The organism is Exiguobacterium profundum (genome assembly GCF_042652865.1).
Lineage (GTDB): Bacteria > Bacillota > Bacilli > Exiguobacteriales > Exiguobacteriaceae > Exiguobacterium > Exiguobacterium profundum.
The window spans coordinates 1,037,453-1,057,584 of the sequence record NZ_JBHSHG010000001.1; the positions used below are offsets into that span (position 1 = coordinate 1,037,453).

Below are 20,132 nucleotides of genomic sequence, written 5' to 3' on the forward strand. Positions count from 1 at the left end.
CAAACTCTAACTACAGCGGAAACCGTTTTCACTTTGGCGATATTGTGACAATATTCACATTCATTTGGAACACCTTCATTTTCTGTACTACCCTCATCCAAACACAAAAAAACAAATCATCGTCGCCCCACAAACCGAAAGAAAATTTACCGCATCATTTCCGAGAAAACGCCATCCCGACACGTATGTCGTCGGCACGTCGTGATGTATTTTTTGCTCGGTCAACTTTCCACAAACAGCACAACGAAACGTTCGTTGGACGGTCGCACCAAGTAGCGTATCAATCATACTACCAGTTAATCCAATCACCCATAATAAAAGAAGAAGCGTGATGCTTAAGTCAATGAAAACAAGAGAGGATATGACAATCAACATTGCACCAAACATCGACATGACGGTACCGAATGTCGAGACGGCCCCACTCGTTCCCGGTTCGACTCGCTTAAAGGTAAACATGAACCGAGGTTTCCGCTTCGAGAGGACACCAAATTCAGATCCCCACGTATCGCTCGTCGCTGCCGCGATGGACACGACATACATATAGAGGTAGACTGGATCATTTGTAAACTGATAACCGAGTGCACATAAAATCCCGACCCCACCGTTAGCCAACACTTGCATGGCATCACGAGCCCCCGTCTTCTCGACAATCTCATCTACTCCTTCTTTATCGCGAGAGCGATATTTCGAAGCGAGAGAAGAAGTCGAAAAAAACACCCCAAGCAAGTATAGACCGAACCATCCGAAGGAGAATCCAATCACCGTACCGGTCACTATCGTCAACAGTGCCCCAGAACGAGTCAACGAGCGTAACCGATAACCGAGATAGGCGACGAAACAAGTTACAGCGAATATGGCGAACACTGAATCATCTCCTTCTCTGTCACGATCCATTGAACGGGTAGGTCGTGCGGCTCAGTTGGTACATGATCGACAATCTGAACGGTATATGCCAAAGCAAGCGTTCTACCGTTATAGGTTTTTAAAAAGCGATCATAATAGCCCCCACCCCAACCGATGCGATAACCGGTTCGATCGAAAACACGCCCCGGAACAAGACAAAGGTCGATCACTTGCGTAGTCGCTGGAGTGGTCGGCTCTAAAATATTCATGACTCCCTCTTCCAAATCATCAAATGAATGAATGATGTGAAACGTAAGTCCCCGCTCCGTTACTTTCGGGACGCAGACCGTTTTTCCTTCTTTAAAGGCCATATGAATAATCGGGGACGTATCAATTTCTAGAGGGAGTGACAACGTTAGCGCGATTGTTTGACTTTCAATCCATAAGTCCGAGGCAAATAATGATTGGTGAATGACTTCGTCCGCATGATGTCGATCCGCCATTTGTTTGATGTATTGATGAATCGTGCGCCGGAGCGCTGTTTTCTCTTCCACAACGTATTCCTCCTTACAAAAAAAGCCGCCACATATGTGACGGCCGGTCCCTCATTACTTCACTTCGCGGTAAAGCGTGTGACGACGGAGACGTGGGTTGTATTTGCGCAACTCGAGGCGCTCAGGGTTGTTACGTTTGTTTTTCTTCGTGATGTACGTGCGATCGCCTGTTTCTGTGCAAGCTAATGTAATTTTAACGCGCATTTCTTTCACTCCCATCTTAATGATGTTGTATCAAGTGCTTTTGCTTTACAGTCTAAGCATACTCAATTATCCTACCAAGTTTCTTGTGAAAAAGCAAGGTTATTTCACGTTCTTTTTCATTGATTCCTGTCCATACGGAGAAGTCTCAAGAGGTAGGCATGTGTTGACGTTCTCACTCACGTTATACCATTGTTTCAGGTCGTGAATCGAGATCTCTTCACCGACATAAACGCGTTCTGATGCAGAAAACACGCTGTTTTCGATTCGATGGATTGCATCGAACAAACCACCGTGACCATGCGGATTGCGAGTCGCTTCAAAGGACAACATAGTTGAGTATAACGGAATCGCAAGGGATTGCGCAAGTTCTCTTGCAGCAGGAATTGTCATCCAATCGAAGTGATGGATCACTTTGAAGGAAACACGTTTCGAAAGTTCATGTACTAGTTTTACATAGGCGATATTTTGTGTAGCCACCTGGTTCATAACATGCTCTAAAAATGGGCTAGTTGGGCGAACACGATACACATGTATGTTTCCTTGACGTTCATACTCAGGCAACTCGTCATGATATGGCGTTAATACATAGACGACTTCGCCATCGTCCGCTCTCGCCTCGATTTCATCGACGACCCGTCTTCCGAGTCCCCCTACGATATGACCGTGATATTCAGGCGTGAGTACTAAAATAGCTGATTTTTCATCTTCGCGCTCGATTGTCACATAGTAATCGTGAGGAGATAAGAACGAATCAATATCGATGTCTTCGTCTTGAAGGAATGGATATGCAGCATAATGATCATGTAGCAACTGCTCCGATACTCCATCCTGATAGAGTGCCGTTTCAAGTTCTGCAAAGAGTCGTGTGTGTTCACGGAACCGTTCGGCGGCATATTGCGCCGTCGTTTGCCCATCCAAGATGAACGCCCAGTCACTCGACACAGCCAATACGTAATGACGGATTAATTGTTTCAAGGCGCGATTCGTCGCTTCCGATTGATTACGATAGTCCGCCACATCTTTTACGAGTTGCATCTCCATCATGTGCAAATGACGAAGCATCCACTCATTTCTTTCGTTAATCCAAACTTCACCATAACCTTTACGTCCCCATGTATTCATCGACACGTGGACCGTCTGTAAATCTTTAAAGTGACGTTCAAGGAAGAGCGCTGGCGTGATGGTTTCAATTCCAAATTCAGCAAGTCTCTCTGCTACTTTCCCAAGAAACTCTGGCCCCTCAAACCACCAGTGACCGAACAGCTCCGCATCGAACGGAGCCGTGACTAAAAATGGTGGGAATGTCTGAGCACAGTGCGCTTCAAGATGTGATTCTAACGTTTTGGCAAAATCGGTCGCATGGTTTTCAATTTGATGTTCCGCCCATTCGCGCACGTAGAAATCCTTTTGATCCGTATCACCCGTAATCCGGTGCATTTTTAAACCCGTATCAAAACGAATTCCTTCCGGATGCATGAAGGACTGGATATAGTCCCAGTCCCGATCGTATGCCAAATCTCGGTAAAACTCACGATAATCCGGATGGCCTGGATATCCGATCATCGAACTCCAAATTTTACCTGAGATGATTTGATCCCGAGGGAACAACGCGACGCCATGTGGTGAATAAACAGGGGCTCCAATTCCTTTCTCTGGCGTCGGATCTGCGTCGAGAAGAGCATGTTCATCGACAAATGTGTAGCGAATTCCTTCTTCATAAAGAATCCGATCAACTCCTGGTGTATAAGCACACTCTGGTAACCAGATGCCTGTTGGACGGAACCCATAATGACGTTCGAAACAGTTCAAACCTGTGCGAATCTCAGTGCGCGCCGCCTGTTCCGTGAAGAGATGTGGATTAAAGCCATGGGTTGCCGTACATGTCACCATGTCAATATAACCTGCCTCACGATATGTACGGAACGCCTCATTCAAATTTTTATTCCAATGAAGGAACGTATTTTTTAAATCGTGGTATCGTTGACGATAAAAATGTAACGTCGCTGTTTCTTCGTCTGTTCGGTCCTCAGACAATTCGAGGGCAATCAATTCGAGCATATCGTCTAAGTGCTCCACATAGCGATCCTGAATGAGAGAATCGGCAAGCATTTCAACGACAGGTGGGGAAATACTAACCGTCCAATGCAAGGGACGCTTCAAGCGATCGACTTGCCATAGAATCGGAAGATATGTCTCAGAGATGGCCTCGTAAACCCATCTTTCTTCTAAACGGTGTTTCTCTTCATGCCTAACGTACGGTAAATGAGCATGAAGGACGAGTGAAAAGTACCCAGGTTTCATAATAAAAAGTCCTCCTTAACGCACGAGTCGGTATGCTGCATATTTTGGTAACGTATCAAGTAGTTCTGGAGAATCAACTTCCCCGTATTGCCAACGTCGGACCGGTTCTGCGAATCGTCCGACTCCTACTGGTTCTGCCCGCGGCGTATCAAGCGGATTTGATGCGACGATTGGGAGAAACTCCCCTTCCATCGTCCGAATCCCAAATTCAAACACATATGTCGTATTCGGGTCGAGAGGGCGAACGAACCAGCTGTTCGTCATTTCAGGAAGATCGAATGTATAGGAGCGGTTTGCGTGACCGCTATTGTAATCAAGTAACGTAACATCAAGGATGCGAAACGCCTTCGGCAATTCTTCCCAGCGTCGCATAAATTGAAGCGCTAACGTTTCTTTCACGAGATCAGATACTTCCCAGCATACATACACTGAGTTTGGAGACTGTACGACAGCATGCATAAAGTCCACGTTGTACCGATCGGGTAGCTTCCAGTATCCTTCCGGACCCTTTTCAAGAAGTGGAGAAGTCGACACGTTGCCCGTCTCTTTCGCTGATGCCACTTGTTTGCGTGAGGTCGTCACCGACATCTTCGCTTTCTTCGTTTCACGCTTTTGTTTCACAGGGGCAACCGCCTCCACTTCCTGTTGCTGATTTCTCCATTTCCGCCATGCGTATTGGACTTTGCCAATCGGGACGTCTAATTCTGCCGCAATCTGTTTTAACGTAAGACCTTGTTGTTTCAAGGACACGATTTTCTCTTCCATCTCTATATGGCTCCCTTCATGTAAAAATCCATGTAGACTATTATTCGCTCCTTGAGTTTGTATTCCTGCCCCAAAAAATAAAGAACAACAGCACTGTTGTTCTTTACCACTAATCTTATTGATTCAAATCATAATGTTTTCCTTTTTCGAGAAAAATTAAATGTTCTCCGAAATTCGTCACATGATCGCCCATCCGCTCGAGGTATCGAGCGATGTTCGAGAATTCGTATACATCGTTCGTTCCAACCGTCATGGCCGGAAGAGAACCGATATATTGTTTAATCACCGTTAGATTGATGTCATCAATCACGCGGTCCATCTCATTGAGTTCACGAACACGGCTCACTTCACCTTTACGATAGGCACGTGTTGCCAGTTCAAGCATGTCAATCAACTGCTCGGCCATCTTCTTGAGCGGTTGGATGTCAAGCACATAAGGAACGTGCTCGATTCGTGTCACTGCTTTTGCGATGTTTGTCGCATAGTCCGCGATGCGTTCAAGGTCTGTCGCTGATTTCATCGTCACAATCAGACGTCGTAAGTCAGTCGCGACTGGTTGCTGTTTTGCAATCAATAGAATCGCTTCGTCATTGATTGTCAACTCCAACTCGTCTAACTCGTTATCGTTATCAATCACGGTTTTAGCCAATTCGAGATCATGTTTTTCCAACACTTCGATTGCCGTCGCCGTTTGGCGCATCGTCAAGTTTGCCAATCGAACAACTTTATCTTCTAATTCAGTCAACTTCGTATCAAAAAATGTGCGGTTTTGTGCCATCAATCCAGTCTCCTCCTTAACCGAAACGGCCAGAAATATAGTCTTCCGTCCGTTTGTCAGATGGATTCGAGAAAATCTTATCTGTTACATCGAACTCGACAACTTCTCCATTTAAGAAGAATGCCGTTTTATCCGAAACACGGGCAGCTTGTTGCATGTTATGTGTCACGATGATGATTGAATATTGTTCTTTCAGCTCTTGTACCAATTCTTCCACTTTCAATGTAGAAATCGGATCAAGGGCAGACGTCGGCTCGTCCATTAAGATGACATCCGGTTCAATCGCTAACGTACGCGCGATACAGAGACGTTGTTGTTGTCCACCTGAAAGTCCGTACGCATTCTCATTCAATCGATCTTTTACTTCATCCCAGATTGCCGCACCACGTAATGAACGCTCGACAATTTCATCGAGTACTTTCTTATTTTTGATTCCGTGCGTCCGCGGTCCGTATGCCACGTTGTCATAGACCGATTTTGGGAACGGGTTCGGTTGTTGAAATACCATCCCGACCGACGTACGCAAATCTTCCACCTTGTATCCGCGATCGAAGATGTTACGACCATGGTATAAAATTTCACCGTTCGTCCGAACCGATGGCACGAGTTCGACCATCCGATTTAACGTCTTGATGAACGTCGATTTTCCGCACCCAGATGGTCCGATAATCGCCGTGACTTCATTCTTTTTAATATCGAGGTTGACGTCAATCAAAGCCTGGTCTTCTCCGTACCACAAGTTCAAATTGTTGACGACATAGGCGCTATCTTTTTTCATCTCAGTCGTTGTCGGTTCTGTCGTAGTTGTGTTCACGTTTTGATCTCCTTTGTTGAGCTCTTGTTGTTTCATCATCTCGAGCTTCCTCCTCATTCATCTGCAAAAAAGACTTAGTGTCGATTTGTATATTTGTTTCGAATATAGATTGCAACCGAGTTCATCGCGATGAGCATCGTCATAAGTACGATGATCCCTGCTGCCGCTAAGTTTTGGAACTCTGCTTGTGGTCGGCTCGTCCAGTTGTAAATCTGGATCGGGAGGGCCGTGAAGTCAGAGAAAATGTTACTCGGTGTCGTTGAAATGAATGTTGCCGCTCCGACCATGATGAGTGGAGCCGTTTCACCAATTGCACGAGAAACCGCTAGGATAATCCCCGTGATGATCCCTGGTAACGCCGAAGGTAACACGACGTTAAATGTCGTCTGCCACTTCGATGCCCCAAGCGCTAGCGAAGCGTGTCGTAATTCCATTTTGACTGCTCGTAGCGCTTCCTGTGAGGCCACGATGACAATCGGCAAACTCATGAGACCGAGCGTCAAGGCACCGGCCATAATCGAGTTCCCTAATTCCATGACTCGGACGAAAATCGTCAATCCAAGCAATCCGAATACGATTGACGGAACGCCAGCCAAGTTCGAAATATTGACTTCAATAAATGAAGTCATGCGATTTTTCGGAGCATATTCCTCCAAGTAAATCGCTGCTCCAACACCGATGACAAAAACCATCGGCACGATCAATAGCATGAGCCATAATGACCCAATCAACGCAGGATATAATCCAGCCTGTTCAGGACGGCGCGACGGGAAGTTGCGCAAGAAATCGAGGTCGACCCATCCTGCACCTTTTGACACGATGTCATAAATCAACGTCGATAAGACGACGAGTGCAAAGACGAGTCCCGCCAAAAAGATGTACTTAAATATTTCATTCAATTGTAAACGTCGTTTAATTCGTTGAGACACGGTCTCACGATTCATCAAGTTCTTCGTATTCTTGAACTCACTGTTCGGTAAAGCCATATTAGTACTCCTCTCTGAAGCGGCGCGTCACCCAGTTTGCGAATAGGTTCATCAATAGGGTAAAGACGAACAACAACGCACCGACCGCATAGATACTGTAATATTCGATTGTGCCGTAACCTGCATCACCTTTTGCGATTTGAACGATATATGCTGTCATCGTCTGAATCGCATTGAGCGGGTTGAACTCGAAGTTCGGCTGCGAACCACCAGCAATCGTTACAATCATCGTCTCACCAATCGCACGGCTCATACCGAGAACGATAGAGGCGATGATCCCAGACGTCGCAGCAGGCATGACAACTTTCGTCGCCACTTCAAGACGTGTCGCACCTAAACCGAGCGCACCGTCCCGAATTTTCTTCGGAACAGCACTCATTGCATCCTCAGAAATCGAGGCAATCATCGGAATAATCATAATCCCGACGACAATCCCTGGGCTGAGTGCATTGTAAATTTGAAGTCCTGGGATGAGTGCTTGCAGAATCGGTGTAATGAATGACAAGGCGAAGAAACCGAATACGATGGTCGGCACACCGGCCAACACTTCTAGAATTGGTTTCAATACACGTCGTGCCCGTTCAGAGGCGTATTCACTTAAATAAATCGCAGACGCCAAACCGAGTGGGACGGCTACAATCATCGCAATCACAGTAATTTGGAGTGTTCCCATGACAAGGGCCCATACCCCGAAGCGCTGATCTGCACTAAGTGGGTACCATTCTGTCGATCCTAAAAATTCTGCGACAGGGACTCGTTCAAAGAACTTGAATAGCTCAAAGCCTAGTGTGAACGCAATACCAATGGTCGTGACGACCGATACGAATGCGCTCAAGAATAATAAGAACGGCATGATTTTATCAAACACGTTCGTCGTACTATATTTCTTTTGTTTATTTTGTTGAATCATCTCTCGAATCGAAAGCTTATTGTTCGGTTCATTCATCTCGTGTATCGCTCCCTACCTCTTCATACTAGAAAGCATGGCGAGAAGGCGAGACCGTGTCTCACCTTCTGCCACCTATCATCTTATTCTCCAGCGATTTCGTCGATCATCTTCATGTTTTCGTCGTAACGCGCTTGTTCCATACCGACATATCCTACTTCTTCAGAGAGCGCACCTGCGTTTTCGTTCATGAAGCGTGCGAATTCTGCAACTTGCTCTTTGTCTTTCAACGAAGCGTTGTTGACGTACGTGTAGATTTCACGTGAGAGTGGATAAGAAAGATCATTGATTGTTTCTGGAGTTGGCTCTACACCCTCGACTGCCATGGCACGAAGCGTGTCTTGGTTTTCGATGTAGTATGCATATCCGAAGAATCCGATTGCACCTTCCGTTCCAGCTACACCCGTGACGAGGACGTTGTCATCCTCTGACAATTGTGCGTCTTCACGAATGTCCGTATCGTCAAGAACGGCTTCATTGAAGAAGTCAAATGTACCTGAGTCTTTACCTGGTGCGAAGAATGAAATCTCCTCATCTGGCCAGTCAGAGCGAACGTCTTTCCATGTTTTTACGCTTGTGTCCGTCCACATCTTATTCAATTCTTCAATCGTGATATCTTGTGCCCAATCGTTCGCTGGGTTTACAACGAGCGAAAGTCCATCAAGTGCAACCGAGAGTTGCGTGAATTCCACACCGTTTTTCTCAGCTTCGGCTGCTTCTTCTTCTTTGATTTCACGTGATGCGTTCGAGAAGTCTGTCTCTCCCGTCACGAAACGTTTGAAGCCACCACCCGTACCAGAGACACCGACTGTCACTTCAACTTCTGGTTGTTCAGCTGAAAATTCTTCTGCGACTGCTTCCATGATTGGGAATACAGTTGATGATCCATCCATGACCACTTTTCCTGAGAGCGCATCGCCGCCTTCAGCAGCGCCACCTTCTTCATTGTTCCCACAAGCAGCACCTACGAGTGCGACTGAAGTGATTGAAGCGAGTAAAGCTGATTTTTTCATCCAAGACATTTGTGACGTCCTCCTTGAGTTTGCTTTGATTTTTGTTGTGGATTTGTTGTTCTGTCCTACAATTAATATCCTAATGAACTTCTATTAACGAGAAATAAACGGAACGTAAAAGAATTGTAAAGACAAAAAAAGAAGTCACCGAAGTGACTTCTTTTACTGAAGCATTGCATTGACGTCTTCTAGATTAAAGTAAGCTTTCATGATGTCGTGCGCGACACGCGTATTGATTCCTTCCGCCTCAAGTCCAGGCATGATGATCGCCCAAGCGATTTCCGGATCATCGAACGGTGCCCAACCGACATGGTTTGAGTTCAATGTCTTAATCGGTTCTCCGTTCGCATTTCGTTTCGCCTGACCATCTGCCCCTTCCGCGATTGCTTGAGCAGTTCCGGTTTTACCTGCAGCCGTCATACCGGTCTCCTGTAAAATGCGAGACGAACCGGACGCAGATTCAACCCCTTGACGATATCCTTCACGGACACGTTGAATGTATTCATCCTGGATATCGACTTTATTCAACGCATTCGGTTGGAACGTGCTCACGACTTGCTTATTGTTCTCATCAAGCGAACCCGGCTCAATGATTTCTTTCAGCAAGTGTGGTTGTACACGATAGCCACCGTTCGCCAATGCTGACGTATATTGCGCCAATTGAATCGGAGTATAAGAAATATACTGTCCGATCGACATATCCATTAGAAGCGTGACGCGGTCCGGGATGCTACGGAATCCGGTCGACTCAAACGGCAAGTCGATCCCTGTTTCGATTCCGAGACCGAATTGTTTATAGTAGTGTTCCATCGTTTCGAACGCCTGCGTGACATTTTCCCCGACAATTTGACCTGTCGAGTAATAATCAGCCAGACGCAAAGCAATTTGGAACATATAGATATTCGATGACATCGCGAGTGCATCTAAGTCGTTGATGTTCCCCATATTCCGGTAGGAAGCTTTCACTGACGAACCAATCCGAATCGGAGCATCATAAATATATTCTCCCGGTTTCACGACACCTTCTTCGAATCCATAGGCGACCGTCGCCCCTTTGATGGTTGATCCGATTTGGCTGGCGCGAAGAACCGTTCCGGTCGATACATCCTTGAATTCGTTCGTTTCCAAATCGAGTTCTTGTCCAGATAAGGCGAGCAATTCACCCGTTTGTGGATTCATGACGACAGCGAATGCTCGGTCGAAATGAGGACTTCCAGAGCGCCCTGCGCGAATCGCCTTTTTCAAGATCTCATCGATTTCTTTTTGGAACTCGATGTCGGTCGATAAGACGATGTCTTTCCCTGGATTCCCACTCACTCGTGTCGGTTCACCGACCGGCTCCCCTTTATACGTCGTGAACACATCATAGGCCGGCGTTCCCCGAAGGACGTCTTCATACTGTTGTTCCAAGTAGGAGGTACCAACCCGGTCGTTCAACCCGTAACCCTTCGCCTGATAAGATGCACGTTGTTCCGCCGGAATTTGACGATAACTTCCTAGGAAACTCTTGAACGTCTCATCATACGGATAATCCCGTTGATAGTAAGGTTCGACACTCACTCCAGGCAACTGCTCTAAGTTCTCTTCGATGACCGCCATCTCTTTCGGGCTTGCACCGATTTTGATGACCTGTGGGTCGAGTGCATAGCCACTCTCCATATTGTGTTTAATGGCGATGATTTCTTCTGTCGCATCATCAAACGTGATCTCTTCTTCGGTGATTGAATCAAGCAAGAGCCGGTCCACGTCTTGGTTAGACAATGCGGCTCGCTCCTCTTCCGATAATTCTTCCAATAACGCTTGAGTCCGTTCTTGCGCCAATTCCGGATTCGTTGCAATCCAGTAATCCTTTCGGTCTCGCTCCGTCATTTTACGGTCTTCTTTTGGAATGTCGACGATTTCCGCCAATTTTTTCGCGACGTCTAAACGTTCATCCGTCTTTGTCACTTGAGAGCGGCGATACATGACCGAGTAGTTTGAAATCGTATCCGCCAGCACTTGACCGTTCCGGTCGTAGATTTTACCTCGCGGCACTTCATATTTGATTTTACTCGACTCCGTTTTCTGTACTTCCCGAGCAATCAGTTCACCATTCACGATTTGTACGACACCCAATCGAAAAATGAGGGTCGCAAATAGAATGAAGACGATGAAAAATAGTAAATTTAAGCGTAACGGTAAGTGGTTTCGCCGTTTTTTCGGCACTTTTACCCGATTTTTTGCCAAGTCCGTTTACTCCCTCCACGTTCATTTCCTTCTATATTATAGAGGACAGGAATCCCTGTCGTTTTGTCCGAATTTCACTATATCATAATTTGTTTACAAATTAATGAAAACCACAAAAAAACCCGAGATTCGTATAAGAACCCCGGGTAAGACCAGTTTATTTTGCGTCAGCGTATAATTTCGCCACATAATCCCAATCGATGACATGGAAGAATGCGTTGATATAGTCAGGACGACGATTTTGGTAGTTCAAGTAGTAAGCATGTTCCCATACATCAAGACCGAGGATTGGCGTAACACCTTCCATGATTGGTGAGTCTTGGTTTGGTGTAGACGTGACTTCGAGTTTCCCGTTCTTCACGACGAGCCAAGCCCATCCTGAACCGAAACGAGTCGTTGCAGCTTTCGTGAATTCGTCTTTGAACGCATCAAAGCTACCGAACGACTCATCGATTGCAGCAGCGAGATCGCCAGACGGTGTGCCGTTCTCATTTTTCTTCAAGAGCTTCCAGAAGAACGAGTGGTTCCAATGACCGCCACCGTTGTTGCGGACAGCTGTTTGAATGTCAGCAGGAAGCGAATCGATTTTTTGAAGCAAGTCTTCGAGTGAAGAGTACTCCACATCTTTTCCTTCGAGTGCATTGTTTACGTTTGTGACGTAAGTGTTGTGGTGTTTCGTGTGGTGGATTTCCATCGTGCGTGCATCAATGTGTGGTTCGAGTGCATCATATGCGTAATCAAGTTGTGGTAATTCAAATTTAGCCATTACTAAAATCCCCCTTAAAAGTGTTTTGAACAACGTTCGTCTTAAATGTAACAGATATGTGACGGTCGACTCAATTGTAATGCTTTATTCGACATCTTCTTCTGGCAATGCCCAAACTGAAATCGACCCCGCCGACACTTTAAATACCCCAAATCCTTCTTCATCAATCTCAATTCGATCATTCAATGTATTCGTTAAATCGACCCATGTTTCACCGGCACGTTCTTCCCCGACAAACATTCTCTTTTCAGATTCATCAGAAGTTGAAATGAGGACGGCACATCCGGAACGTTCGATTTCCTCCACACCTTTTCGTACCCACCCGATGACGTTTGCATCATCAAAGTAATCATCCTGCTCCCCGTACGCTTTCTCTCGGCGCGCATATAGGAGCGTATCAATGGCGAGCTTCATCCCATCAGTCGGGTGAGGACCGTCTATACCGTAGTAATCGCCATAGAAGACACATGGATAACCATCTTTACGAAGTAAGACAAGACCATAGGCGATTTGCTTGAACCAATCTTTCACCCATGACTCAAGCGCCTCCTCGGGTTGTGAATCGTGATTATCTACGAACGTCACGGAATGAAGCGGGTGTGACTGAACGAGCGTATCATCAAAAATGGTTCGCATGTCAAACGCGGCCCCTTCCTCCGAGGCTTGATGTAATTTGTAATGGAGCGGGACATCGAATAAATCGACATGGTAATCGATATTATCGAGAAATTCACGACAGGCATCAAGGTCAGATTTCCAAAACTCGCCGACAAAATAGAATTGGTCACCTTTCTCTTCCCGCATCGTCTGACTGAACTCTTTTACAAAGTCATAGTTGATGTGTTTAATGGCGTCAAGACGGAATCCATCACATTTCGTCTCCTCGATGAACCATTTCCCCCAATTCAACACTTCTTCACGCACATCGGGATGGTGGTAATCGATGTTCGCAAACATTAAATAGTCATAGACACCGAATTCATCGTCGACGTTATCATTCCATCTTTTGTTTTCTCCAACAATAAAGAAAATACCGGAACGATCAGTCGCCGCATCATAATCCGTTCCGTTAAAGTGCGTGAAGTCCCATTTGAATGAAGAGTATTTCCCATCACGAGCTTCGTAATCAAATTTTGTCCATCCCTCGATTTCGAACGCTTCATCTGAAAGGACTTTCGTACGGTCGTCGGGATCTACTTCTAACACTTCAAACTTCTCGGTCGCATCCGCCCCGGCTTTATGGTTCATGACGACATCCATATAAATCTGCATCCCGAGTTCTTGTTGGCAATAGGCTGTCGCTTCAAGTAGTTCTTTTTTCGTACCGTATTTCGTGGCAATCGATCCTTTTTGATCGAACTCACCCAAATCATATAAGTCATAGATTCCATAACCGGTATCTTGATCACTTTGCCCTTTTGTGACAGGTGGTAGCCAAAGTGCAGTGATTCCTGCTTTATTTAAGTCGGCTGCTCTCTCTTTTAGTCGCTTCCAATGCTTTTGATCTGCCTCGACATGCCATTCAAAAAATTGCATCATGGTGTGGTTTCGTTCCATTTTGTCCGCCTCATTTCATATTTTTCAAAAAACAAAATGCTAACGAGTATTTACCCAGCAATTTTAGATTGAAAACAAAAAAGCGACGTTCACATTGTGACGTCGCTTACGAATGGACCCTGTAGGACTTGAACCTACGACCGGACGGTTATGAGCCGTCTGCTCTAACCAGCTGAGCTAAGGGTCCTTATAAATAGCGGCGGAGGGAGTCGAACCCACGACCTCACGGGTATGAACCGTACGCTCTAGCCAGCTGAGCTACACCGCCATGTTGTTATACAGTAATAATATACTGAATATGTCTTGGAGTGTCAAGGAGTATTCCTTGCCGAATAAGAAAAAGCACCCCAAATTTCATTTGGAGTGCTTCTGATTTATACGGTTACTTCGTTTGCATCTTCAAGTGTGATTTCCGTGATGTTCATAGCATGGTCACCGATTCGCTCCAAGTTCGAGAGCATATCGACGAAGAACATACCTGCTTGTCCATCGCAAGCACCTGTGTTCAAACGAACGACGTGGTTCTTACGGAATTGACGCTCGAGCATGTCGAGTTTCGCTTCCATTTCAATGACTTTACGTGCTTCAATCATGTCGCCGCTCCCCAACGTTTGAAGAGATTTCTCTAACGTCGCACGTGTGAGGTCGTACATTTCAGTCAATTCTTTTTGTGCATCTGCCGAAAGCGTCACTTTAGTAGCTGTCTTATAATCAATCAACTCGATGATGTTCTCAACGTGATCACCGATTCGCTCGATATCGTTGATGGCATGCATGAGTGTTTTGTGTTCTTGTGATTCTTGTTCTGTCAAATCAACGGCAGCCAATTTCACGAGGTAATCTGTAATTTTCGCATTCAACGAGTTCAATGCTTCTTCGATATGTGCCGACTTTTCAGCGTGCTTCTTGTCGCCAGTCGTCAAATAGTTGCGTGCTTCATCGAGACCGAGTTTTGCGAAATCTCCCATGCGGATGACTTCGTATTTCGCTTGCTCGACTGCAATCGAAGGTGACTGTTGAATGAAGATAGGGTCTAAATGTTGTGCTTTCGTATCGACGATTGAGTCTTCACCTGGGACCAATTTCGTCACAATCCAAGCAATCGTTCCGATGAACCAGAACTGGATCAATGTGTTGACGACGTTAAACGTACCGTGTGCAAATGCGATTTGCATCTTATCCTCAATCGCCAAGAGATCTGTGATCCAATAGATATAGTTTGTGAACGGAACTAATAAGATCATAAAGATTGTCGTACCAATCAAGTTAAAGATGACGTGTGCCGCTGCTGCACGACGTGCGGCAACTGATGCACCAATCGATGCCAAAATCGCTGTGATCGTTGTTCCGATGTTATCACCGAACAATACCGGTAAAGCAGCACCTAAATCGATGGAACCACCAGCATATAGTTCTTGCAAGATTCCAATCGTCGCAGACGATGATTGAACAATCACGGTAAATACTGTACCAACGATGACACCGAGGAACGGATTGTCACTCATTGATTGCGTCAAGTCGATGAAATATTCGCTTGAACGAAGTGGTTTCATCCCACTTCCCATCAATTCAAGTCCATAGAACAACATCCCGAAGCCAAAGAAGATTTGACCGAGGTGTTGTAATTTTTCTTTTTTAAAGAAGAACAACAATACTGCACCGATTGCAATAATCGGGAGCGCGTACTCACCGACATCGAATCCGATGATGAACGCCGTCACCGTCGTCCCGATGTTCGCCCCCATGATGACCCCGATTGCTTGACGGAGTGTCATGAACCCGGCGCTAACAAGTCCGACCGTAATGACGGTTGTACCTGAAGATGATTGAATCAATACAGTAACGATAATCCCGGCGAGTACCCCAAGGAATGGATTCGTTGTATACTTATCAAGGATGTCTCGCAGGCGATTCCCTGCAGACTTTTGGAGTCCGTCTCCCATCGATTTGATCCCGAAGAGGAAGATCCCTAGACCTCCAAAAAACATGAATAACATTTCTTGCAAATTGTATTCCACGATTTTTGTACTCCTTTTAATTAAGAATTGGTTGGATTTGCTTGGTTTTTAATGCCCTACTCATTATGCCTTCATCGGTAGTATCATGTAAACACGTTTAATGTAAAAGTTTTATTAAAACACTGTACCACTTCATGCATCTTATTGACTTCTGTAATATAACAGATTGGAGTTTTTAGTATGTTGTCCACTATTTTGACGTTCCTCCGAACAAGTCTTGTCCCATCTAAGCAAGTATTGCGTCTTCGTTTAGCCCCGCTCCATGCTTATATGGGAGCCACTCTCGTGTTGACGCTTCTGATCACTGTCTTGGACTTTATTGTGATTCGTCCTGATTTTTTCGTTCCGATGTGGCTATTCTTACACGGATTCGCCATTTTCTTTTTCTATTTACTTTGGGTCGCCATCATGGCTTTATATGTTCAGTTGGTTACAAAAGTCTACTCGAAAAACATGTGGGCCTACCGTCAAGCTTGGCCATATGCCGTGGCGATGACATTCGTCCCTACCGTTATATTAGTGGTGTTGTACCACATGAACCCGTCTCTTATATGGATTGGTTTCATCATTGGACTCGGATATATCACCTACCCTTTAACGAAAGTGCCAAAAAAAAAATAACGACAAGCGTCTTCGTAAACGCTTGTCGTTATTTTTATGCCGGAGAAAGTTCCTCGAGCGTCTGATTCAATGCTTCACTTTGGTCACTCAAGTCAGTACCTGCAGACTGTAAGGCAGACTGCACATTGGACCATCGTTCGACACCGTCGTTCAGCTCGAATAACTTTCGTTCGAGTAACGAACTGATTTCTCGCAACCGCTCATTCGATTCGATTAATTGCAAGAGCTGTCTCCCCGTATGTGACGTTTGATCCGAGATGGACTGAAACTCATCTAACTGAACTTTGATTTCATGGTCGATTGTTCCGATTCCAATCTCTACTCGATAAACAGCATCTTTTAATAGATGCACTTCTTTGATAAAGTCATTAACTTCAAACAACAGGTCCTTTCGTTCTTCGTTCAATGCTTCGATTGCATCTACCGCGAGGAGTGTCGCTTCATTCGTCATTTTTGCTAACTTCCCAACTTCATTGGCAACAACAGCAAATCCTTTACCATGTTCTCCTGCGCGGGCTGCCTCAATCGATGCGTTAAGCGACAACATCTTCGTAGCTGTCGACACCGATAGGATACACTTTAGCGCCTCATCCGCTTTTGAAGAGTTCGACTCACTCTCTTCAAGCTTTTGTTGAATACTCTCCACTTGTTGCTCAACATAATCACTCGCCTCTTTCACAGAATAGAACGTTTCAAGTTCTTCATGTAATATGGATTTCAGTCGATTGCCACGGTCGTCCACACTCGAAATTTGATGTTCCAGCATTTCTATTTGTTGTGTCACTTCTCTCATTTTGAATGTAGAATCGCTTGTCACCGACTGATATGAATGACTCGTATGTTCTACCGTAACCGCAACTTCACGGAATTGTTCAATCTGATGATGACTGTTCATCAGTTCTTGTTGGAAGATTGGAAGACTTTGATGAAATGCACTCGCTGTCTTCCCCATCATATCCATGGACTGATTCCATAATTGAATGAACGTGTTGAACTCGGTTTCGAGTATATGGATTTCTTTGGATTTCGCTCCAAGTGCCACGTCATCGAAACGACGCGTTTCAACGGCACGGCGCAATGAATGGGCCAATACACTCAACGGTTTGACTTCACGATGAATCAATCGCGAAAAGAGGATGGCCATCCCAATCATCGCAATGAATAAAATGAACGTGATATATTTTCGCAGTTCAGTCATTGGACCAAGCGCAGATTCTTTCGTGACAACGAGAACGTAATCTGCTTTTAGCTCAGGGATCGAGACCGATGCTATAAGTAAACCATCTGTCTCTTCTACTTCAGATGTTGTCGTTTGTGAAACTTTCCCTACAATCTGCTCTGTTTTCATTCCTTTTGACCCACTCAATTGCTCAACAGACTCTCCACGTACTAAAAATTGCGCTGCTTCAAAATCATCTCCCGATAGAATAGAAGCTTGTTGCATATAAGTAGATTTTAATGACCGGTTGAGTTGCTTCTCGTTTGCTACATATGCACTGTACGACGTCTTCACCGATTCTCGCATGACCGTAACTTCTCGCATAAGGCGCTGCTCGATTTCTGCGGACAATAGTTGTTCAGACTTTAGGGCGAACCAGCTAAACGTCACGATAAAGACAAGTAATATGATTGGCATAAGCGTCCATTGGAGGCGGTGCCCTATTTTAAAATGACGATTTAGTCGAGCGTTTCGTCCCGTACCCTTCATTTGATTGCGCTTGAAATTCATCTTCACGTTAAGCCACCTCTTTTTCTAATCTCGCCTATATATCGGTCTTGAGACGGTGGAAAATTATGAAGTAGATGTTAAGATAGCGTTAGAGTTTGTAAAGAGCACACATCCGTCACGCATCCTAGATGCTTTTTCACATTCTTTTCGTTATGATAATGAAGAAACCTTATCATCTTAAATCGATTGGATTCTTTCCAAAAGAAGGAGATTACGTATATGTCAGAAATTTTGCATCGTTCATTAACACGTCCGGTCCGCGTCGGTAACTTGATTATCGGAGGATCGAACGAAGTCATTATTCAATCTATGACCACTACGAAAACGCATGACGTCGAGGCAACAGTTGCCGAAATCAAGCGTCTTGAGGAAGCTGGTTGCCAAGTCGTTCGCGTGGCTTGTCCAGACGAACGTGCAGCTGACGCACTTGCAGAAATTAAGAGCCGCATCAATATCCCGCTCGTCGTCGACATCCACTTCGACTACAAGCTTGCTTTAAAAGCCATTGAAAGTGGCGTCGATAAAATCCGGATTAACCCGGGTAACATCGGTCGTCGTGAGAAAGTAGAGGCCGTCGTCAATGCGGCGAAAGCAAAAGGGATTCCAATTCGAATCGGTGTCAACGCCGGATCATTAGAAAAACAATTCCTTGAAAAGTATGGATATCCGACCGCGCAAGGTATGGTCGAGAGTGCGATGCACCACGTGAAGATTCTCGAGGATCTCGGCTTCTATAACACGATCATCTCGCTCAAAGCTTCAGACGTAAACCTTGCACTCGAAGCCTACACACTCGCTGCGAAGACGTTTGATTATCCTCTTCACGTCGGCATCACAGAGTCAGGTCCACTCTTCTCCGGTTCACTTAAATCGGCTGCAGGACTCGGTGCGATTCTCTCTCTTGGAATCGGTTCAACAGTTCGAGTTTCACTTTCAGACGACCCGGTTGAGGAAGTAAAAGTTGCGAAAGAAGTGCTCAAGTCATTTGGACTTGCAGCAAATGCCGCGACTTTGATCTCTTGTCCAACATGTGGACGAATTGAAATCGATTTGATTTCGATTGCAAAAGAGGTAGAAGAATACATCCAAAACATCAACGTCAACATTAAAGTTGCCGTTCTCGGATGTGCGGTAAACGGTCCTGGTGAGGCTCGTGAAGCGGACATCGGAATCGCAGGCGCACGTAATGAAGGACTTCTCTTCCGTCACGGAAAGATCATCCGTAAAGTGCCTGAGGCGACGATGGTCGAAGAATTGAAAAAAGAAATCGATGCGATCGCTGCTGAAAAAATGGCGGAACGTGAGCGCGAAGAACAAGAGCTCGCAAACCAATCAAATTAATGAATCTCATGCCCGTACGGTTGCAACCGTACGGGTTTTTGATAGAATAGAGGGCATGTGAGGAGGAGTGATGAGATGCGAATCGGCATTGATTTGGATGGAACCGTTACAGATCCTAAAAGTTGTTTTATATATATGAATGAATCACTCGGCTATTCGATTGACTATCATCGTGCGACCGAGTACGAGTTGCACACGTATACGACGATGGAGCAACATGAATTTTGGAAGTTTATGATTGAAGAGGGGCATGAAGAAGCGATTTACCGTCGTTCACTTCCGCACTCTGATGTGTTGGATGTGTTATGGGAATTAAAGCAGCAACATCACCTGCATTACGTCACCGCCCGAAGTGAGGCGGTTCGACCGGTTACCGAAGAATGGATCAAACAGCATCGTTTGCCCCTTGATTCGTTGGTCATGACCGGTTCTCACGATAAAATCAATGTCGTCAAAGACTTGTCACTCGAACTGTTTATGGAAGACCGGTATGAGAATGCCATCTCGATTCATGAAGAAACGTCAATTCCAGTACTCCTATTCGACGCACCCTATAATCGTAAGACGTTACCTGAAGGCGTAACTCGCATTTCGACATGGCGTGAGGCGTATCACCATGTCGCGCAATTGGAGAAACAAATCGTTCTACAGCAACGTTAAAAGGCAAGCC

The 20,132-nt window shown here is 45.4% G+C and carries 18 protein-coding genes and 2 tRNA genes; 3 read left to right on the forward strand and 17 right to left on the reverse strand.

Annotated features, from left to right (window positions below; genetic code table 11):
* Window positions 1-93: 93 nt before the first annotated feature.
* The 16 genes from ACFO4U_RS05445 to ACFO4U_RS05520 all read right to left on the reverse strand — a co-directional run bounded on the left by ACFO4U_RS05445 (window position 94) and on the right by ACFO4U_RS05520 (window position 15,771).
* Window positions 94-864: a DUF92 domain-containing protein gene (locus ACFO4U_RS05445; RefSeq protein ID WP_214690758.1), complete on the reverse strand. Its 771-nt coding sequence runs from the start codon at window positions 862-864 to the stop codon at window positions 94-96.
* Complete coding sequence (locus ACFO4U_RS05450) at window positions 843-1,397, reverse strand: 5-formyltetrahydrofolate cyclo-ligase (protein ID WP_214690757.1); 555 nt, start codon at window positions 1,395-1,397, stop codon at window positions 843-845. Before ACFO4U_RS05450 ends, ACFO4U_RS05445 begins: the two co-directional genes overlap by 22 nt.
* A 54-nt stretch (window positions 1,398-1,451) precedes the next feature.
* On the reverse strand, window positions 1,452-1,616 hold the full coding sequence (gene rpmG, locus ACFO4U_RS05455; RefSeq protein WP_255313299.1) for a 50S ribosomal protein L33: 165 nt from the start codon (window positions 1,614-1,616) through the stop codon (window positions 1,452-1,454).
* Between the two features lie 84 nt (window positions 1,617-1,700).
* Window positions 1,701-3,902 carry a 1,4-alpha-glucan branching protein domain-containing protein gene (locus tag ACFO4U_RS05460; RefSeq protein WP_215243832.1) on the reverse strand — a complete coding sequence of 734 codons (2,202 nt, stop codon included), beginning with the start codon at window positions 3,900-3,902 and terminating at the stop codon, window positions 1,701-1,703.
* A 15-nt stretch (window positions 3,903-3,917) separates the two neighbouring features.
* Window positions 3,918-4,667 (reverse strand): DUF4912 domain-containing protein, encoded by a 750-nt coding sequence (locus tag ACFO4U_RS05465; protein ID WP_215243831.1) that lies wholly within the window; start codon window positions 4,665-4,667, stop codon window positions 3,918-3,920.
* Between the two features lie 115 nt (window positions 4,668-4,782).
* Window positions 4,783-5,445 (reverse strand): phosphate signaling complex protein PhoU, encoded by a 663-nt coding sequence (gene phoU / locus ACFO4U_RS05470; RefSeq protein ID WP_012726611.1) that lies wholly within the window; start codon window positions 5,443-5,445, stop codon window positions 4,783-4,785.
* A gap of 16 nt (window positions 5,446-5,461) precedes the next feature.
* On the reverse strand, window positions 5,462-6,223 hold the full coding sequence (pstB, locus tag ACFO4U_RS05475; protein WP_224862754.1) for a phosphate ABC transporter ATP-binding protein PstB: 762 nt from the start codon (window positions 6,221-6,223) through the stop codon (window positions 5,462-5,464).
* A gap of 110 nt (window positions 6,224-6,333) precedes the next feature.
* Window positions 6,334-7,245, reverse strand: coding sequence for a phosphate ABC transporter permease PstA (gene pstA / locus ACFO4U_RS05480; protein ID WP_012726613.1), 912 nt, complete (start codon window positions 7,243-7,245; stop codon window positions 6,334-6,336).
* A 1-nt stretch (window position 7,246) separates the two neighbouring features.
* Complete coding sequence (pstC, locus tag ACFO4U_RS05485) at window positions 7,247-8,191, reverse strand: phosphate ABC transporter permease subunit PstC (protein WP_012726614.1); 945 nt, start codon at window positions 8,189-8,191, stop codon at window positions 7,247-7,249.
* An 83-nt stretch (window positions 8,192-8,274) separates the two neighbouring features.
* Complete coding sequence (locus ACFO4U_RS05490) at window positions 8,275-9,213, reverse strand: PstS family phosphate ABC transporter substrate-binding protein (RefSeq protein ID WP_196430860.1); 939 nt, start codon at window positions 9,211-9,213, stop codon at window positions 8,275-8,277.
* A gap of 153 nt (window positions 9,214-9,366) precedes the next feature.
* Window positions 9,367-11,430, reverse strand: a complete 2,064-nt coding sequence (locus tag ACFO4U_RS05495; protein WP_214690753.1) for a peptidoglycan D,D-transpeptidase FtsI family protein — start codon at window positions 11,428-11,430, stop codon at window positions 9,367-9,369.
* A gap of 157 nt (window positions 11,431-11,587) precedes the next feature.
* Window positions 11,588-12,196 carry a superoxide dismutase gene (locus ACFO4U_RS05500; protein WP_074033338.1) on the reverse strand — a complete coding sequence of 203 codons (609 nt, stop codon included), beginning with the start codon at window positions 12,194-12,196 and terminating at the stop codon, window positions 11,588-11,590.
* A gap of 84 nt (window positions 12,197-12,280) precedes the next feature.
* Window positions 12,281-13,753: an alpha-amylase gene (locus ACFO4U_RS05505; RefSeq protein WP_196430863.1), complete on the reverse strand. Its 1,473-nt coding sequence runs from the start codon at window positions 13,751-13,753 to the stop codon at window positions 12,281-12,283.
* Window positions 13,754-13,866: 113 nt separating this feature from the next.
* Window positions 13,867-13,940, reverse strand: a tRNA-Ile gene (locus ACFO4U_RS05510).
* A gap of 7 nt (window positions 13,941-13,947) precedes the next feature.
* A tRNA-Met gene (locus ACFO4U_RS05515) sits at window positions 13,948-14,021 on the reverse strand.
* A 106-nt stretch (window positions 14,022-14,127) separates the two neighbouring features.
* Window positions 14,128-15,771 carry a Na/Pi cotransporter family protein gene (locus ACFO4U_RS05520; protein WP_214781476.1) on the reverse strand — a complete coding sequence of 548 codons (1,644 nt, stop codon included), beginning with the start codon at window positions 15,769-15,771 and terminating at the stop codon, window positions 14,128-14,130.
* A gap of 180 nt (window positions 15,772-15,951) precedes the next feature.
* On the opposite strand from ACFO4U_RS05520, the gene ACFO4U_RS05525 reads away from it, so the two are divergent.
* Complete coding sequence (locus tag ACFO4U_RS05525) at window positions 15,952-16,392, forward strand: hypothetical protein (protein WP_214690751.1); 441 nt, start codon at window positions 15,952-15,954, stop codon at window positions 16,390-16,392.
* 34 nt (window positions 16,393-16,426) lie between these two features.
* Here ACFO4U_RS05525 and ACFO4U_RS05530 read toward each other — a convergent pair whose 3' ends face one another.
* Window positions 16,427-18,121 carry a methyl-accepting chemotaxis protein gene (locus ACFO4U_RS05530; RefSeq protein ID WP_251131844.1) on the reverse strand — a complete coding sequence of 565 codons (1,695 nt, stop codon included), beginning with the start codon at window positions 18,119-18,121 and terminating at the stop codon, window positions 16,427-16,429.
* A gap of 219 nt (window positions 18,122-18,340) precedes the next feature.
* On the opposite strand from ACFO4U_RS05530, the gene ispG reads away from it, so the two are divergent.
* On the forward strand, window positions 18,341-19,462 hold the full coding sequence (gene ispG, locus ACFO4U_RS05535) for a flavodoxin-dependent (E)-4-hydroxy-3-methylbut-2-enyl-diphosphate synthase (RefSeq protein ID WP_012726622.1): 1,122 nt from the start codon (window positions 18,341-18,343) through the stop codon (window positions 19,460-19,462).
* A 75-nt stretch (window positions 19,463-19,537) separates the two neighbouring features.
* A complete protein-coding gene (locus ACFO4U_RS05540) occupies window positions 19,538-20,122 on the forward strand; it encodes a hypothetical protein (RefSeq protein ID WP_214690750.1) in 585 nt (194 codons plus the stop codon).
* Window positions 20,123-20,132: the final 10 nt, after the last annotated feature.

Bases quoted from the DNA above. Each gene is read 5' to 3' on its own strand.
- rpmG (WP_255313299.1), bottom strand. From the start codon at position 1,616: ATGGGAGTGAAAGAAATGCGCGTTAAAATTACATTAGCTTGCACAGAA.
- ACFO4U_RS05460 (WP_215243832.1), bottom strand. From the start codon at position 3,902: ATGAAACCTGGGTACTTTTCACTCGTCCTTCATGCTCATTTACCGTAC.
- ACFO4U_RS05465 (WP_215243831.1), bottom strand. From the start codon at position 4,667: ATGGAAGAGAAAATCGTGTCCTTGAAACAACAAGGTCTTACGTTAAAA.
- phoU (WP_012726611.1), bottom strand. From the start codon at position 5,445: ATGGCACAAAACCGCACATTTTTTGATACGAAGTTGACTGAATTAGAA.
- pstB (WP_224862754.1), bottom strand. From the start codon at position 6,223: ATGAAAAAAGATAGCGCCTATGTCGTCAACAATTTGAACTTGTGGTAC.
- pstA (WP_012726613.1), bottom strand. From the start codon at position 7,245: ATGGCTTTACCGAACAGTGAGTTCAAGAATACGAAGAACTTGATGAAT.
- pstC (WP_012726614.1), bottom strand. From the start codon at position 8,191: ATGAATGAACCGAACAATAAGCTTTCGATTCGAGAGATGATTCAACAA.
- ACFO4U_RS05490 (WP_196430860.1), bottom strand. From the start codon at position 9,213: ATGTCTTGGATGAAAAAATCAGCTTTACTCGCTTCAATCACTTCAGTC.
- ACFO4U_RS05500 (WP_074033338.1), bottom strand. From the start codon at position 12,196: ATGGCTAAATTTGAATTACCACAACTTGATTACGCATATGATGCACTC.
- ACFO4U_RS05505 (WP_196430863.1), bottom strand. From the start codon at position 13,753: ATGGAACGAAACCACACCATGATGCAATTTTTTGAATGGCATGTCGAG.
- ACFO4U_RS05525 (WP_214690751.1), top strand. From the start codon at position 15,952: ATGTTGTCCACTATTTTGACGTTCCTCCGAACAAGTCTTGTCCCATCT.
- ACFO4U_RS05530 (WP_251131844.1), bottom strand. From the start codon at position 18,121: ATGAATTTCAAGCGCAATCAAATGAAGGGTACGGGACGAAACGCTCGA.
- ispG (WP_012726622.1), top strand. From the start codon at position 18,341: ATGTCAGAAATTTTGCATCGTTCATTAACACGTCCGGTCCGCGTCGGT.
- ACFO4U_RS05540 (WP_214690750.1), top strand. From the start codon at position 19,538: ATGCGAATCGGCATTGATTTGGATGGAACCGTTACAGATCCTAAAAGT.